The 16,029-nt window shown below is 72.3% G+C and carries 13 protein-coding genes; 8 read left to right on the plus strand and 5 right to left on the minus strand.

The genetic code is table 11. From position 1 onward, the window contains the following. Positions 1–3: 3 nt before the first annotated feature. The 4 genes from QRT04_RS06470 to QRT04_RS06485 are packed head-to-tail and all read right to left on the minus strand — an operon-like array spanning position 4 to position 5,408. Positions 4–2,175 (minus strand): MDR family MFS transporter, encoded by a 2,172-nt coding sequence (locus QRT04_RS06470; RefSeq protein WP_289454343.1) that lies wholly within the window; start codon positions 2,173–2,175, stop codon positions 4–6. Beyond that, positions 2,111–3,784 carry an ABC transporter permease gene (locus QRT04_RS06475; RefSeq protein WP_289454344.1) on the minus strand — a complete coding sequence of 558 codons (1,674 nt, stop codon included), beginning with the start codon at positions 3,782–3,784 and terminating at the stop codon, positions 2,111–2,113. The genes QRT04_RS06470 and QRT04_RS06475 overlap by 65 nt, the downstream gene beginning before the upstream one ends. Then, a complete protein-coding gene (locus QRT04_RS06480; protein ID WP_289454345.1) occupies positions 3,781–4,719 on the minus strand; it encodes an ABC transporter ATP-binding protein in 939 nt (312 codons plus the stop codon). The genes QRT04_RS06475 and QRT04_RS06480 overlap by 4 nt, the downstream gene beginning before the upstream one ends. Positions 4,720–4,742: 23 nt before the next feature. After that, the gene (locus QRT04_RS06485) at positions 4,743–5,408 is read right to left on the minus strand and encodes a TetR/AcrR family transcriptional regulator (protein WP_289454346.1); all 666 of its coding nucleotides are present in this window, start codon (positions 5,406–5,408) and stop codon (positions 4,743–4,745) included. Positions 5,409–5,558: 150 nt separating this feature from the next. Between QRT04_RS06485 and QRT04_RS06490 the strand changes: the two genes are divergently transcribed. After that, positions 5,559–6,104: a hypothetical protein gene (locus tag QRT04_RS06490; protein WP_289454347.1), complete on the plus strand. Its 546-nt coding sequence runs from the start codon at positions 5,559–5,561 to the stop codon at positions 6,102–6,104. Here the strand turns inward: QRT04_RS06490 and QRT04_RS06495 are convergent. After that, a complete protein-coding gene (locus tag QRT04_RS06495) occupies positions 6,082–6,393 on the minus strand; it encodes a hypothetical protein (protein ID WP_289454348.1) in 312 nt (103 codons plus the stop codon). The two genes, QRT04_RS06490 and QRT04_RS06495, sit on opposite strands and share 23 nt — an antisense overlap. Positions 6,394–6,457: 64 nt before the next feature. Here QRT04_RS06495 and QRT04_RS06500 point away from each other — a divergent pair, with 64 nt between their 5' ends. The 7 genes from QRT04_RS06500 to QRT04_RS06530 all read left to right on the plus strand — a co-directional run bounded on the left by QRT04_RS06500 (position 6,458) and on the right by QRT04_RS06530 (position 15,941). Beyond that, complete coding sequence (locus QRT04_RS06500; RefSeq protein WP_289454349.1) at positions 6,458–7,201, plus strand: potassium channel family protein; 744 nt, start codon at positions 6,458–6,460, stop codon at positions 7,199–7,201. A 140-nt stretch (positions 7,202–7,341) separates the two neighbouring features. Continuing rightward, positions 7,342–7,992 (plus strand): acetate uptake transporter, encoded by a 651-nt coding sequence (locus QRT04_RS06505; RefSeq protein WP_289454350.1) that lies wholly within the window; start codon positions 7,342–7,344, stop codon positions 7,990–7,992. Then, positions 7,989–9,959, plus strand: coding sequence for an acetate--CoA ligase (acs, locus tag QRT04_RS06510; protein WP_289454351.1), 1,971 nt, complete (start codon positions 7,989–7,991; stop codon positions 9,957–9,959). Before QRT04_RS06505 ends, acs begins: the two co-directional genes overlap by 4 nt. A 222-nt stretch (positions 9,960–10,181) precedes the next feature. Further along, a complete protein-coding gene (locus tag QRT04_RS06515) occupies positions 10,182–11,825 on the plus strand; it encodes an ABC transporter substrate-binding protein (protein WP_289454352.1) in 1,644 nt (547 codons plus the stop codon). 111 nt (positions 11,826–11,936) lie between these two features. Continuing rightward, complete coding sequence (locus tag QRT04_RS06520) at positions 11,937–13,064, plus strand: ABC transporter permease (RefSeq protein ID WP_289454353.1); 1,128 nt, start codon at positions 11,937–11,939, stop codon at positions 13,062–13,064. Between the two features lies 1 nt (position 13,065). Then, positions 13,066–14,247 (plus strand): ABC transporter permease, encoded by a 1,182-nt coding sequence (locus tag QRT04_RS06525; protein ID WP_289454354.1) that lies wholly within the window; start codon positions 13,066–13,068, stop codon positions 14,245–14,247. Beyond that, entirely contained in the window at positions 14,244–15,941 is a 1,698-nt protein-coding gene (locus tag QRT04_RS06530; RefSeq protein WP_289454355.1) for an ABC transporter ATP-binding protein, read from the plus strand. Before QRT04_RS06525 ends, QRT04_RS06530 begins: the two co-directional genes overlap by 4 nt. The last annotated feature ends 88 nt before the right edge of the window (positions 15,942–16,029 follow it).

The raw sequence follows: 16,029 nt of genomic DNA on the forward strand, positions 1-16,029 counted from the left end.
GCGTCAGACGGGTGACGCGTCGAGGCTGTGGCGCGGCGGGTCGGCCGCCCACAGCCTCGACGACACCTCCTCGACGAGTTCCTCGAGCGCGGGCTCGTCGCCCCGCCACTGGTCGACGATCTCGCGCAGCAGCCGACGCTCGTTGTCCCACATGGCGTGCGCGACCTCGTCGCCCGCGGCCGTCGGGGTCACCACGCCGCCGGGTGCGAGGGCGACGAGCCCGCGCTCCGCGAGGTGCTCCGCGGCCGCCTCGACCCGCTCGCGCGGCAGCGCCGACGCCTCGGTCATGGCGTCGACCGACCGCGAGCGCTCGGCGCTCACCCGGCTGAGCATCCAGCACTGGCCCGGCGTCAGCCCGGTGTCGAGGTTCCGGGTCAGCACCCCGTAGGCGCGCATCGGGTCCTCGCGGCCGACCTCCTGCCACAGCAGCAGGCGCAGCTCCTCGTACGACGTGCGGCTGCTCGGCAGCGCGTACGCCGTGCCCGCGCCGGGGTGGTCCGCGGCGGTCCGCAGCCGCACCTCGGGGATGAACCACGCGAGCACGAACGCGAGCGCCCCGACCGGCACCGCGTACAGGAAGATCGTGTGGATCGCGTCCGAGTAGCCGTCGAGGAACCAGTCCTGGACCGCGGGCGGGCACGCCGCCAGCGCCTGGGACGACGCGCTGAGCGCCTCGGGCGCACACGCTCCGGTCGCGCCGGCGGGCGGCGCCGCGGCCAGCGCACTCGTCAGGTGCGACGAGAAGAGCGACCCGAACACCGCGACGCCGACGCAGCTGCCGATGGTGCGGAAGAACGTCGCGCCGCTCGTGCCGGTGCCGAGGTCGCGGTACTCGACCGCGTTCTGCACCGCCAGGACGAGCACCTGCATGACCATGCCGAGCCCGAGACCCAGCACGAACATCGAGAGGCCCGCCTGGAGCGACGTGGTGTCGCGGCCCATCAGCGACAGCAGGTAGAGCCCGACGGTGAAGACCGCCGAGCCGACGATCGGGAACACCTTGTACCGACCCGTGCGGCTGATGATCTGCCCGCTCGCGATGGACGTCAGCAGCAGTCCGACCATCATCGGGATCATCTGCAGGCCGGAGCCCGTGGGGCTCGCCCCCTGCACCTGCTGCAGGTACAGCGGCAGGTACGTGATCGACCCGAACATCGCGAAGCCGACCACGAACCCGACGATCGCCGTCGTGACGAACACCCGGTTGCGGAACAGCCGCAGCGGCATGACGGGCTCGGGCACGCGCGCCTCGACGAGAGCGAACGCCACGATCGCCCCGACCGCCAGCAGGCACAGCCCGATGACCTGCGCGGACCCCCACTCCCACGTGGACCCGCCGAGGCTCGTGACGAGCACGATGCAGGTCGCGATCGTCGCGAGCAGCGTGATGCCGGCGTAGTCGATGCGCGGCGAACGCCCGGACCGCGTCGCGGGCAGCACGGCGGCGACCACCACGAGCGCGACGGCGCCGATCGGCAGGTTCACGTAGAACACCCAGCGCCAGCTGAGGTGGTCGACGAAGAACCCGCCGAGCAGCGGACCGGCGACGCTCGACAGCCCGAACACCGCACCGAACGCGCCCTGGTAGCGGCCGCGGTCCCGCGGCGGCACGACGTCGCCGATGATCGCCTGCGACAGCACCATGAGCCCGCCGCCGCCGACGCCCTGCAGCGCGCGCCACGCGATCAGCTGGGCCATCGTCTGCGACGTCCCGGCGAGGGCGGAGCCGGCCAGGAAGATCACGATGCACGCGAGGAAGAGCGGCTTCCGCCCGAACTGGTCGCCGAGCTTCCCCCACAGCGGTGTGGTCGCGGTCGACGCGAGCATGTAGGCCGTCACGACCCACGACAGGTGCTCCGCCCCGCCGAGGTCCTTGACGATCGTCGGCAGCGCGGTCGCCACGATCGTCTGGTCGAGCGCCGCGAGCAGCATCGCGAGCATCAGGCCGGCGAAGATCGTCCAGATCGTGCGTGACGAGAGGTGCTGCTGGCTCGGCGCCTCCGCGAGCGCAGTGCCCGTGCTCCGCTCGGCCATCGCGCCCTCCCGCTGCTCGGGGGAATCGTCTGCCCGGCGTCGGCGGCCCGCAAACGGGAGGCCGTCCGGCCGCGCGTTACGCCGTGACGACGTCCCGTCGCCGGAACCGGTCGACCCCGAGCCAGACGAGCACCGCCGCAACCGCCGCCAGCACGACGACGGGCGTCCACGAGAACGGCTCGGCGGGCTGCGCCGGCGTCGCCGCGAACGGCAGCGCGTCCAGCAACCAGTCGGGCAGCCGCAGCGCGGGCCCGACGACGACCACGACCCACATCGCGCCGACGACGGCCCAGGTCGCGGCGACCGCGACGCGCGGCGCCCAGCCGAAGAGGACGACCGCGACGCCGACCACCACCATGACGGCCGGCCAGTACGCCAGCGCCGCGAGCGCGAGCGAGCCCACCTGGCCCGCGGACCCGGTCGACGCGCCGTACGACCACCCGAGCAGCGCGCCCGAGACGACGAGCAGCGCCGCCGACCCGACGGCCGGGATCACGAGCCGGTCGAGCGCCCACCGCGCGCGCGGCACGGCACCCGCGAGCTGGAGCTCCGCCATGCCCGCGGCCTCGTCGGTGCGCAGCGCGAGCGCGGTCTGCACGGCGAACACGCTCACCACGAGCGCGATGATCTCGACGAGCAGCGCGACGAGGTCGTCGACACCCGTGCCACCGATCACGTCGGTCATCGTCGAGCTCGCGTCGTCCAGCAGGTCCGTCATCGCGTCGACCACCGAGCCGAACAGCACCGCGCTGAGCAGCACCGCGACCGACCAGCCGATGATCGGTCCGCGCTGCAGCCGCAGCGAGAGGCCCAGCGGCCGCGTCCACCGCTCGGGTGCGCGCGCCGGGCCGGGTCGGTCGGCCACGAGGCCCGCGCCGAGGTCGCGCCGGACCTCGAGCCGCAGCGCGACGAGGTGCAGCACGACCGTCAGCCCGAGCAGCAGCGCGAGCACCCACCACCGGTTCGCGCCCCACGGCTGCATCTCCTGGCCCCAGCCGATCGGCGACACCCACGTGAGCCGCCCGTCGCCGAGGTCGCCGAGCATGCGCAGCACGTAGAACGCGCCGATCACGGCCGCGCCGATCATGTTCGCGCCACGCGACGTCGTGGCCACCTGGTTCGCCACCGCGGCGACGCCGAGCGCGACCGCGCCGACACCCGCGATCGACGCGCCCAGCACCAGCGACCCCGTGACGCCCGCACCGTCCGGGTCGAGCTCGAGCAGGATCGACGCGACCGCCACGCCGACGCCGCACGCGAGGCACAGGGCGGCGTTCACCAGCCACGCCGCCGTCGAGTACGCGTGGATGCCGAGCATGTGCGCGCGCAGCAGCTCGGTGCGCCCGAGCTCCTCGTCGGCCCGGCCGCTGCGCGTCACGAGGAACGCGACGCCGAGCATCAGGCACAGCGCGCAGGTCATCCAGATCTTCGTCCAGACCGCGCCGCCCATCGTGTTCGGTGCCGCCTCCAGGCCGGTCAGCGCCTTGATCGCGGGTGTGTCGCTGACGCGGGCGAAGTCGTCGAGCGACTGCTGCGTGTCGAAGATCGAGCGGTAGTAGACGGCGACGTACGCGAACAGCCCGACGACGACGTACAACCACGTCACGAGGCGGACGCGGTTGCGGCGCACCACGAGCCGCAGCGCGGCACCGATCCCCGCGAACGGGTCGGCGGGCCGCCGGGCCTGCGAGGCAGCGTCGGGCGTCGGTGCGGGTGCGGGTGCGGCCGGCCGGGTCGAGACGGCGGTCATGACCGCGCCCCCTCCCGGTCCGCTGCCGTGGCACGCCGCTCGGCCGCCGCGAGGTCGTCGCCGTAGTGCCGCAGGAACAGCTCCTCGAGCGACGGCGGGTTCGCGACGAGCGACCGCGGCTGGAGGGCCGCCACCGCCGCGAGCACCGAGGGCAGCTCGGCCTCGTCGACCGCGAACGTGACGTGGTCGTCCTGCTGGTGCAGGTCGTGGACGCCCGCGAGCGCCGCGAGCCGGTCCGCGCCGGCGTCGACCGCGACGGTCACCTGCGACCGCGTCAGGTGGCGCAGCTCCGCGATCGTGCCGGACTCGACCGCCGCGCCCTCGCGGATGATCGTGACGCGGTCCGCGAGCTTCTCCACCTCGGCGAAGATGTGGCTCGACAGCAGCACCGAGCGCCCCTCCGCCTTGACCTCGCGCACCGCGTCGGTGAAGACGGCCTCCATGAGCGGGTCGAGGCCGGAGGTGGGCTCGTCGAGCACCAGCAGGTCGGCACGGGACGCGAGCGCCGCGACGAGCGCGACCTTCTGCCGGTTGCCCTTCGAGTACGTGCGCGCCTTCTTCGTCGGGTCGAGCTCGAACCGCTCGAGCATCGCTGCGCGCCGCGCCGGCTCGAGGGGCGCCGACAGCCGGGCGAGGATGTCGATCGCCTCGCCGCCCGTGAGGTTCGGCCACAGGTTCACGTCGCTCGGCACGTACGCGATCGAGCGGTGCAGCCGCACCGCGTCGACCCACGGGTCGCCGCCCAGCACGGTCGCGCGGCCGCCGTCCGCGTGCAGCAGGCCGAGCAGGATGCGGATGGTCGTCGACTTGCCCGAGCCGTTCGGCCCGAGGAACCCGACCACCTCGCCGGTCGGCACGGCGAGGTCCAGCCCGCGCAGCGCCTGGACGACGCCGAACCGCTTGGTGAGGCCGTCGACCTCGATGGCGAGACCCATGGGGAGGCTCCGTTCGAAGCAGGTCAGGACGCGGACGCGCCCTGGTCGTCGTGCGGCTCGGCCAGGAACCGCACGTAGTCGTCGAGGATCGAGCGGTCCGCGAGGTACCCCTCGGTGGCGAGCTCGAGGATCGGCAGGATGACGTCGCTGCCGGCGTCGCCGAGCGTCGCGACGAACTCGTCCGGCGTCGCGGGGCTCGTCACGAGGAACTGCACGAGCAACGCCCCCATCGTCTGGTACGTGAGGTAGCGGAGCCGCGCCTCCTCGTCCCGCGAGGGCCGGACCAGCCCGGACTCGACGCCCCGCGCCATGACGTCGCGCATGTCGTCGGTCAGCCGGTCGAGGAAGCGCCGCGCTCCCGGCCCTCCGGCGCCGACGGCGCGGATCAGGTAGACGAGGATCGTCGGCGAGCTCGTCGGCTGCGTGAGCTCCGTGAGCAGGTGCGCGGACGGCGCGTCGACGGCGTTCGTCTTGATGTCGCGGTAACGCCGCAGCACCTCGGCGTCGCACTCCTCGCGCAACGCCTCCTTCGAGCCGAAGTGGTGCGTGATCAGCCCGGGCGAGACCTCCGCGTGCGCCGCGATCGTCCGGAACGACGCACCGAACCCCGACTGCGCGAAGCACTCGATCGCCGCGTCGCGGATCCGGGCCCGCGCGGTCAGGTCGACCACCTCTCGCGCTATACGCACGTACAACAGGCTATACACGCGACCAGTCCGCGACAAGCGGCTGCCCGGACCGTGATCGACCGAGCCGCCGCGCGGGGCCGGCCTGGCCCGAGGCCCGGGCGGGCCGGAAGGTCCCGGGCCCCCCGGACGGCCCGCCGGTACGTTCCCGGCATGGACCTCGCCGACCTCCAGGCGCGCGTGCGCATCGCGCTGACGAGCACCCTCGTCGACGAGTGGACGCTCTTCGCGCCGACCGCCGGCACCAGCCGACCCAGCGCGCGGAGCGTCGCCTTCCACCTCGGCTGGTACCTGCGCCAGACGATCCCCCGCGACTGGGACGTCGACAGCGCCTACGACCGCAGCGGCATGCTGCTCGAGGAGTCGGTCCGCTTCGAGGCGCGCCAGGTCCCCGACCTGATCGCGCACCACCGTGGCCTGCTCGGCCCGGAGCACAACCTGCTGCTCGCCCACGTCTTCGCGGCCGAGGCCGACGAGGACCAGCCCCGCGACCTGACCGCTACGGCCGCGCTGCAGCACCGGTTCGGCTATCGGTACGCGCTGCTGCTCGACCTCCGCCTGGACGTCGCGGGCAGCGACGCGACCGTCGCGCCGCACTGGCACTGGTCGACGCTCGAGTCGGACGCGGTGACGCCCGGTCCGGTGCCGGTCTACACGGACTCCGCGCTCGACGAGCTCAGACGGCGGGCACGGCGCTGAGCCGGTCGCGGCGCCCGACGGCCGCCTGCGCGGGCGCCGTCGCGCCCGTTCGTCGCACCGCGAGGTACGTGACCGCCAGGGAGTAGACGTCGAGCGCCTTGTCGTACGACTGGTAGTCGGTCAGGTCGCGGTGCGTGAACGCCTGGAGCACCGACTTGTCGATCCCGTCGACGACGAGGGACGCCAGGATCGCCGGCAGCGGGAACCGTCCGATGAGCAGCGGGTCCACGAGCCGCGCCCGCACGACGAGCGCGACGACGGCCAGGTCCGCGCCAGACGCGTGCGCCATGCGGGGAGGCTAGCCGTCGGTGCGCCACCCGCACCGCCGGGCCGCGCGCTGCCACGATCGAGCCGTGTCGCGCGTCGAGCGGTGGGAGCACGCGGTCGAGTGGCCGTTGGTCGTGGCGGCATTCGCGTTCCTGACGGCGTACGCGATCCCGATCGTCGACCCGGAGGTCGACCCCGCCGTGCGTGACGTCTGCACCACGGTGTTGACCGTCACGTGGATCGCGTTCGCGCTGGACTACGCGGTACGCCTCGTCCTCAGCGACCGACGGTGGGCGTTCGTCCGCAGCAACGTCCTCGACCTCGCCGTCATCGCCCTGCCCGTGCTCCGGCCGCTGCGCCTGCTGCGGCTGATCGCGCTCGTCGCGGTCCTCAACCGCGCGGGCGCCAACAGCCTCCGTGGCCGCGTGGTGACCTACGTGATCGGCGCGACGACCCTGCTCGTGGTCTGCGGTGCGCTCGCCGTGACGGAGGCCGAACGGGGCCACCCGGGCGCCACCATCGAGGACGTCGGCGACGGCCTGTGGTGGGCCGCCACGACGATCACGACCGTCGGCTACGGCGACCGCTATCCGGTGACCACGACCGGTCGGTTCGTCGCGGCCGCGCTGATGATCAGCGGGATAGCGCTGCTCGGCGTCGTGACCGCGACGCTCGCGTCGTGGCTCGTCGAGCGCGTGACGGAGGCGGGCGAGCAGGAACGCGCCGCGACCCACGCCCAGGTCTCGGCGCTGCACGACGAGGTGCTGCTGCTTCGCGCGGAGCTCGCCGCGCTGCGCACGTCCGGCCGGACGGACGACGACCCCGCCTGACGTCGGCGGACCGATGCCCGCTTGAGTCCGCCGGGCGTGTCCGGAACGTTCCGGACCTGCCGGTTCGACCGATCGGTGCCACGCTTTCCACGACGCGCCCGCCAGGCAGCGACGGACGATCGCCTCGATGAGGAGGAGACATGTCCACGGTCGAATCACGCGTCGGTGTGGCGGCGGCCCCGCCGGTGCCGGGCGCGCACATCGCCGACCCGGCCCCGCTCGGGCTCGCGGCGTTCGCGCTGACGACGTTCGTGCTGAGCCTGGTGAACGCCGGCATCATCCCGGTGTCCGTCGAGCCCGTCGTGTTTGGGCTCGCGCTCGCCTACGGCGGGGTCGGACAGCTGATCGCGGGCCTGTGGGAGTTCGCCAAGGGCAACACGTTCGGCGCCACCGCGTTCGTCTCGTACGGCGGGTTCTGGCTCGCGTACTGGTACCTGACCGGCCACACCGATCTGTCGAAGGCCGGCGCCGACCTGCACACGGGCGTCGGCGCCTTCCTGCTGGCGTGGGGGATCTTCACGTTGTACATGGCGATCGGGGCGCTCCGCACGAACGTCGCCACGTTCGTGGTGTTCGCGCTGCTGACGATCACCTTCTTCCTGCTGGCGTTCGGCGACTTCGGGCCGAACGAGACGCTCACCAAGGTCGGCGGCTGGTTCGGCCTCGCGACCGCCGTCGCCGCCTGGTACACGTCCTTCGCCGGCGTCACGGCGTTCACGTTCAAGCGGACGATCCTGCCGGTCCGGCCCCTCGCCCCGGTCGCGGCCCCGGTCGCCGTGGTCGCGCGATGAGCGAGGAGACCCTGTCCAACCTGCTCCACGAGGGCAGGCGGTTCCCGCCGCCGGCTGAGCTCGCGGAGCACGCGAACGTCACGGCAGAGGCCTACGCCCGGGCCGAAGCGGACCGCCTGGGCTTCTGGGCGGACGCCGCGCAGCGCATCACGTGGGCCGAGCCGTTCACGCAGGTGCTCGACTGGTCGGACGCACCGTTCGCCCAGTGGTACGTCGGCGGCAAGCTCAACGCGGCCTACAACTGCGTCGACCGGCACGTCGAGTCCGGGCACGGCGACCAGGTCGCCTTCTACTGGGAGGGCGAGCCGGGCGACACGCGCACGGTCACGTACGCGCAGCTCAAGGACGACGTCTGCCGCGCGGCGAACGCCTTGGTGGAGCTCGGGGTCAAGACGGGCGACCGGATCGCGATCTACATGCCGATGATTCCGGAGACGGTCGTCGCGATGCTCGCGTGCGCCCGGCTCGGCGCGCCGCACACGGTCGTCTTCGGCGGGTTCTCGGCGAAGGCGCTCTCCGACCGCATCCTCGACTGCGGCGTCGAGGTCGTCATCACGGCGGACGGCGGCTACCGGCGTGGCGCCGCGGCGGCGCTCAAGCCCGCCGTCGACGAGGCGCTCGAGTCGTGCCCGGCGGTCCGCTCGGTGCTCGTCGTGCGCCGCACGGGCCAGGACACCCCGTGGACCGCGGGGCGCGACGTCTGGTGGCACGACCTCGTCGACCGTCAGAGCCCCGACCACACGCCCGAGGCTTTCGACGCCGAGCACCCGCTGTACGTCATGTACTCGAGCGGCACCACGGGCAAGCCCAAGGGCATCCTGCACACGACGGGCGGCTATCTGGTCGGCGTCACGTGGACGCACTGGGCGGTGTTCGACATCAAGCCCGACACGGACGTCTACTGGACCGCGGCCGACATCGGCTGGGTCACCGGCCACTCGTACATCGTCTACGGCCCGCTCGCGAACCGGACCACGTCGATCATGTACGAGGGCACCCCGGACACCCCGCACAAGGGCCGCTGGTGGGAGATCATCCAGAAGTACAAGGCCACCATCTTGTACACGGCGCCCACGACGATCCGGACGTTCATGAAGTGGGGCGCCGACGTCCCCGCCGAGTTCGACCTGACGAGCCTGCGGCTGCTCGGCTCGGTGGGCGAGCCCATCAACCCCGAGGCGTACATCTGGTACCGCGACACCATCGGCGGCGGCCGCATCCCGGTGATGGACACGTGGTGGCAGACCGAGACGGGCATGCACATGATCAGCCCGCTGCCGGGTGTCACGGCCGGTAAGCCGGGGTCCGCGATGCGCGCGCTGCCGGGCGTCTCGGCCGACGTGGTCGACGACGCCGGCCACTCGGTGCCGAACGGCGCGGGCGGCTACCTGGTGCTCACCGAGCCGTGGCCCGCGATGCTGCGGACACTGTGGGGCGACCCGGACCGCTACCGCGACACCTACTGGTCGCGGTTCCCGGGGCTGTACTTCGCGGGTGACGGCGCCAAGAAGGACGAGGACGGCGACATCTGGCTGCTGGGTCGCATCGACGACGTCATGAACGTGTCGGGCCACCGGCTGTCGACCACGGAGATCGAGTCGGCGCTGGTCTCGCACCCGAAGGTGGCCGAGGCCGCCGTGGTGGGCGCGACCGACCCGACGACGGGGCAGGCGATCGAGGCGTTCGTCATCCTGCGCGGCAGCGCGGGCGACGGCGGCGCCGACGTGGTCAAGGAGCTGCGCGACCACGTGGCGAAGGAGATCGGCCCGATCGCGAAGCCGCGCTCGATCCTCGTGGTCGCGGAGCTGCCCAAGACGCGCTCGGGCAAGATCATGCGCCGGCTGCTGCGCGACGTCGCGGAGCACCGGCCGCCGGGCGACGCGACCACCCTGGCGGACTCGTCCGTGATGGACCTCATCGCCGAAGGGCTGGCCACGAGCACCCAGGCGGGCGCCGAGGAGGACTGACCCGTCCGGTGCGTGGACCGCGGACGCTCACCGTGCGACTGTCGTGGTGGGCGTCCGCGCACGTCAGGGTCGACGACCTGGACGCCCGTCCGGGATCGATACCGATCCGTGACCTGAAAGTTACTTGGTAGTAAGACTCTCGGTACCCACGACACACAGGTGTGCTACCCAAGGGCCACCTGGGACCCGCATGAGGTCCGGACATCAAGGAAGAGGCTCCGCATGACCCGAACTGCTCGTCGTCGCCTGCTGGTGACGACCACCGGCCTCGCGGCCGCGGCGCTCGTGCTCACCGGCTGCTCGGGCAACAGCTCGAGCAACGGCACCAGCACCGGCGGGAGCGGCAGCAAGACGCCGCTGATCATCGGCACGACCGACAAGATCACGTCGATCGACCCGGCGGGCTCGTACGACAACGGCTCGTTCGCCGTCATGAACCAGATCTACGCGTTCCTGCTCAACACCCCGTACGGCAGCCCCGACCCCAAGCCCGAGCTCGCGGAGTCGGCGTCGTTCACGAGCCCGACCGAGTACACGGTGAAGCTGAAGCCGGGCCTGAAGTTCTCGAACGGCCACGACCTGACGTCGTCCGACGTGAAGTTCACGTTCGACCGCCAGCTCAAGATCAACGACCCGAACGGCCCCGCGTCGCTGCTCTACAACCTCGACAGCGTCAGCGCGCCCGACCCGACCACGGTCGTCTTCAAGCTCAAGGCCGCGAACGACCAGATCTTCCCGCAGGTCCTCTCGAGCCCGGTCGGCCCGATCGTCGACGAGGAGGTCTTCTCGCCGGACAAGGTCACCGCGGACGACGACATCGTCAAGGGCGGCGCCTTCGAGGGCCCGTACACGATCACGTCGTACAAGGTGAACGAGCTCATCGCCTACAAGGCCAACCCGAACTACCAGGGCCTGCTCGGCGCGCCGAAGTCGTCGATCGTCAACGTCAAGTACTACGCCGACGCCTCGAACCTCAAGCTCGACGTGCAGCAGGGCAACATCGACGTCGCGTTCCACAGCCTGACGGCCACGGACATCGCCGACCTGCGCAAGGACAAGAACGTCAAGGTCGTCGAGGGCCCCGGCGGCTCGATCCGCTACATCGTGTTCAACTTCAACTCGATGCCGTACGGCGCCAAGACGCCCGAGGCCGACCCGGCCAAGGCGCTCGCCGTGCGCCAGGCGGCCGCTGACCTGATCGACCGCCAGGCCATCACCGAGAACGTCTACCACGGCACGTGGAAGCCGCTCTACAGCCCGATCGCGGCCGGCCTCACGGGCCAGGAGGACGTCTTCAAGACGCTCTACGGCGACGGCAACGGCGGCCCGGACGCGGCGAAGGCGAAGGCGACGCTCCAGGCCGCCGGCGTGACGACCCCGGTCAAGCTGAGCCTGCAGTACAACACCGACCACTACGGCCCGTCGGGCAGCGACGAGTACGCGCAGATCAAGGCGCAGCTCGAGAAGGACGGCCTGTTCCAGGTCAACCTCGCCTCGACCGAGTACACGCAGTACTCGAAGGACCGCGTCAAGGACGTGTACCCCGCCTACCAGCTCGGCTGGTACCCGGACTACTCGGACGCTGACAACTACCTGTCGCCGTTCTTCGTCAAGGACAACTTCCTGGCGAACCACTACGACAACAAGCAGGTCCAGGACCTGATCACCAAGGAGGCGACGACGTCCGACCCGACGGAGCGCGCCGACGTCATCAAGCAGATCCAGGAGCTCGAGGCGAAGGACATCTCGACCCTGCCGTACATGCAGGGCAACGAGGTCGCGGTGACGCGTGCCAACGTCTCGGGCGCCGACACGACGCTCGACGCGTCGTTCAAGTTCCGCTACGGGGCTCTCTCGAAGAGCTGACGCGGTGACCTCCGGGCGGTCCCGCTCGCGCCACACGCGCGGGCGGGGCCGCTCGGCGCACGTACGCACCTCGCGGCAGACTCACCGCATCCTTCGCACGACAGGCAGCTCATGACCTCCACCACGCAAGGCGCGCCGACGGACGTCGCGCCCGGCGACCCGTCCGCAGGCGACCGCCGGGCCGGCGCCCCCACCGCCCCCGCGCGAGGCCGGAGCAGCAGCAAGCTCGGCCGCTACCTGCTGATCCGCTTCCTGCTCATCTTCCCGACGATCTTCATCCTCGTGACGACGGTCTTCTGGCTGATGCGCGCGACGGGCGACCCGATCACCGCCGCGCTCGGCGGACGCCTCACGCCGGACCAGCTCGCGGAGCGCGTCCACCAGGCCGGCTACGACCGGCCGATCCTCACGCAGTACCTCGAGTACCTCGGCAACATCGTGCACGGCGACTTCGGCACGACCATCTCGGACAACCAGCCGGTCACGCACGTGCTGCTGACGTACGGCGCCGCGACCCTCGAGCTCGCGGTCTACTCGCTGATCGTCGCGTTCGCGCTCGGCATCCCGCTCGGCCGCATCGCCGCGGCCCGCCGCGACCGCGGGGCGGACGCCACGCTGCGCGTCTCCGCGATCCTCGCGTACGCGACGCCCGTGTTCTTCGCCGGCATCCTGCTCAAGCTCATCTTCTCGGTGTGGCTGAACGTGCTGCCCGTCGCGGGCCGCGCGTCGACCGGCACCGAGATCCAGCTGCAGACCAGCGGCGCCCAGACCGGCATCTACATCGTCGACGCGATCAGCACGGGCGACCCGGCCGCGGTGCAGGACGTGCTGCGGCACGCCGTGCTGCCGGCCGTCACGCTCGGCCTGCTGTTCGCCGGCGTGTTCCTGCGCCTCGTGCGGACCAACGTCATCGGCACGCTCGGCACCGGCTACGTCGAGGCGGCGCGCTCGCGCGGCGTCTCCGAGCGGCGGCTGCTGCGCAAGCACGCGTGGCGGCCCGCGCTCGTCCCGATCATCACCGTCATCGGCCTCCAGGTCGCGCTGCTGCTCGGCGGCGCGGTGCTCACCGAGACGACCTTCGAGTGGAAGGGCCTCGGGTTCCAGCTGGTGCACTACCTGCTCGCCCGCGACTTCGTCGCGGTGCAGGGCATGGTGGCGCTCCTCGCCGTGATCGTCGCCGTGACGAACTTCGTCGTCGACGTCATCGCGGCCCTCGTCGACCCGCGGATCAGGTACTGACATGACGACCACCACCGTGACCGTCCCGCGGCCCGCGCGGCCCAGCCTCTGGCGTCGCCTGCCGGTCGTCCACCAGCTGCGCGCGAGCGTCGGCCTCCAGCGCGGCATGCTCGTCACCGGCCTCGTGCTGACGGGCGTGTTCGTGCTCGTCGCGGCGTTCGCGCCGCTGCTCGCGCCCTACGGCTTCAACCAGCTCAGCGCCGACGGCCAGGCCTTCGGCGCGCAGCAGCCGCCGTCCGCCCAGCACTGGCTCGGCACCACCGTCGGCGGGTACGACGTGCTCTCCCGCACGATCTTCGGTGCGCGCACCGCGTTCCTCGTCATCGTCGCGGGCGTGCTGCTGTCGATCTTCATCGGCATCGCGATCGGCCTGCTGTCCGGGTACTTCGGCGGCTGGATCGACCGCGTGCTCGTGGTGCTCGCGGACGCGATCTACGCGTTCCCGTCGCTCCTGCTCGCGATCCTCGCGGCGATCGTCATCTCCGGCGGCCAGTCGTCGATGTGGGGCGGCATCATGGCGGCGGCGATCTCGATCACCGTCGTGTTCATCCCGCAGTACTTCCGGGTGATCCGCGCCGAGGCCGTGCGGATCAAGGCCGAGCCGTTCGTCGAGTCGGCGCGCGTGGTGGGCACGGGCCACCTGCGGATCATGACGCGCCACGTGCTGCGCAACTCGACCCGCACGCTGCCGCTGATCCTCACGCTCAACTGCTCCGAGGCGATCCTCACGCTCGCGGGGCTCGGCTTCCTCGGCTTCGGCATCGAGCCGACGTCGGCCGCGGAGTGGGGCTACGACCTGAACAAGTCGCTCGCCGACGTCACGTCGGGCATCTGGTGGACGGCCATCCCGCCGGGTGTCGCGATCGTGCTCACCGTGCTGGGCGTCACGCTCGTCGGCGAGTCGCTCAACGACCTCGCCGACCCGCGGCTGCGCAACCGGCGTCGCGCGGGCCGCGTGCCCGCGGACGCCGTCGGCGGCGCCTCGGTCGTCCCCGGCGGCGTCATCACCGCGGGCGCGGAAGGCATCGACGGGCTCAGCGCGTTCGAGGGCTCCGACCCGGTGCTCGACGTCTTCGAGGACGCACTCGAGCACCCGCAGGCCGCCCGGGCGGCGGACCCGCTCGAGAGCCCCTTCCCCGCCGCGTCCGACGACGCGGGCACCCCGGACGGAGACCGCGCATGACCGCCACCGCCGCCGGCGGCCCGACGGCCCCGGCCGAGCACGTCGTCGACATCCAGGACCTGCACGTCTCGTTCGCGACCGACGCGGGCACGGTCCGCGCGGTGCGCGGCGTCTCGCTCCAGGTCGCGCCGGGCGAGGTGCTCGCCGTCGTCGGCGAGTCCGGCTCCGGCAAGACGGTGACCGCCCGCACGATCCTCGGCCTCCTGCCGGAGACGGCCACCACGCAGGGCGCCGTGCTGCTGACCCGCAACGACGGCGCGGCGACCCACGACGTCACGGCCCTCACGGGCAACCAGCTGCGGTCCGTGCGTGGCCGCGACGTCGCGATGGTGTTCCAGGAGCCGGGCAGCGTGCTCAACCCGGTCTACCCGGTCGGCTGGCAGATCATGGAGGGCCTGCGGGCCCACCAGGACCTGACGCGGGCGGAGGCCCGGGAGGCCGCGATCGAGGTGCTGCGCCGCGTCGGCATCCCCGAGCCCGAGCACCGCGTCGACCACTACCCGCACCAGTTCTCGGGCGGGCAGAAGCAGCGCATCGTCATCGCGCAGGCGCTGGTGCTCAACCCCGGCCTGATCGTCGCGGACGAGCCCACGACGGCGCTCGACGTCACGGTGCAGGCCGAGATCCTCGAGCTGCTGCGCAGCCTGCCGCGCGACCTCGGCTCCGCGGTCGTCCTGATCACGCACAACATGGGCGTCGTGGCCGACCTCGCCGACCGCGTCGCGGTCATGTACGACGGCGAGATCGTCGAGCAGGCCGAGGTGCGCGAGCTGTTCACCAACGCCCAGCACCCGTACACGCGCGCGCTGCTCGACGCGGTGCCGCGCATCGGCACGGGCGGGCTGCGCGAGCGGCACGTTCCGGACGAGTCGGTGACGCCGGTGGTCGAGGCGCGCGACCTGCGGATCGTCTACCCCGGGCGGTTCCGGGAGCCCGACTTCGTGGCCGTGGACGGCGTCGACCTCACCATCCGGCCCGGCGAGGTGCTCGGCCTGGTCGGCGAGTCGGGCTCGGGCAAGACGACCATCGGGCGCGCGATCGCGGGCCTGACGCCGGTCTCGTCCGGGTCGCTCCGGGTGCTGGGCGTCGAGCTCAACGGCGCGCGCGAGAAGCACTTCCGTCCCGCGCGGAGCCGCATCGGCTTCGTGTTCCAGGACCCCGCGACGAGCTTCAACCCGTTGCTGACGATCGCCCAGTGCGTCGCCGAGCCGCTCGTGGTGCACGGCCGCGCGGGCGACCCCCGCGAGGCCCGCCCGCGCGTCGACGAGCTGCTCGAGGCCGTCCAGCTGCCCGCGGCGTTCGGCGACCGGTACCCGCACGAGCTCTCGGGCGGGCAGCGTCAGCGCGCGTCGCTGGCCCGCGCCCTCGCGCTCGACCCGGAGCTGCTGATCGCCGACGAGCCCACGTCGGCGCTCGACGTCTCGGTGCAGGCGCGCGTGCTCGACCTGTTCGCGCGGCTGCAGGCGGAGCTCGGGTTCGCGTGCCTGTTCATCAGCCACGACCTCGCGGTGGTCGACCTGCTCGCCGACCGGATCGCGGTGCTGCACCGCGGTGTGCTCGTCGAGGAAGGCACGGGCGAGCAGGTGCTCGGCGCCCCGCGGCACGCGTACACGCAGCGCCTGCTGGCGTCGCTGCCCGTCCCGGACCCGGACGAGCAGGCGGACCGCCGGGAGCAGTGGCGCTCGCTGCGCTGACCGCACCCGGACGAGGCCGGGGACCGGGCGCGCACGACGCACCGGGTCCCCGGCTCGCCGGCCCTCGGGCGGTGGCCGAGCCACCGGC

This window comes from Cellulomonas alba (assembly GCF_030362835.1).
Classification (GTDB): Bacteria; Actinomycetota; Actinomycetes; order Actinomycetales; family Cellulomonadaceae; genus Cellulomonas; species Cellulomonas alba.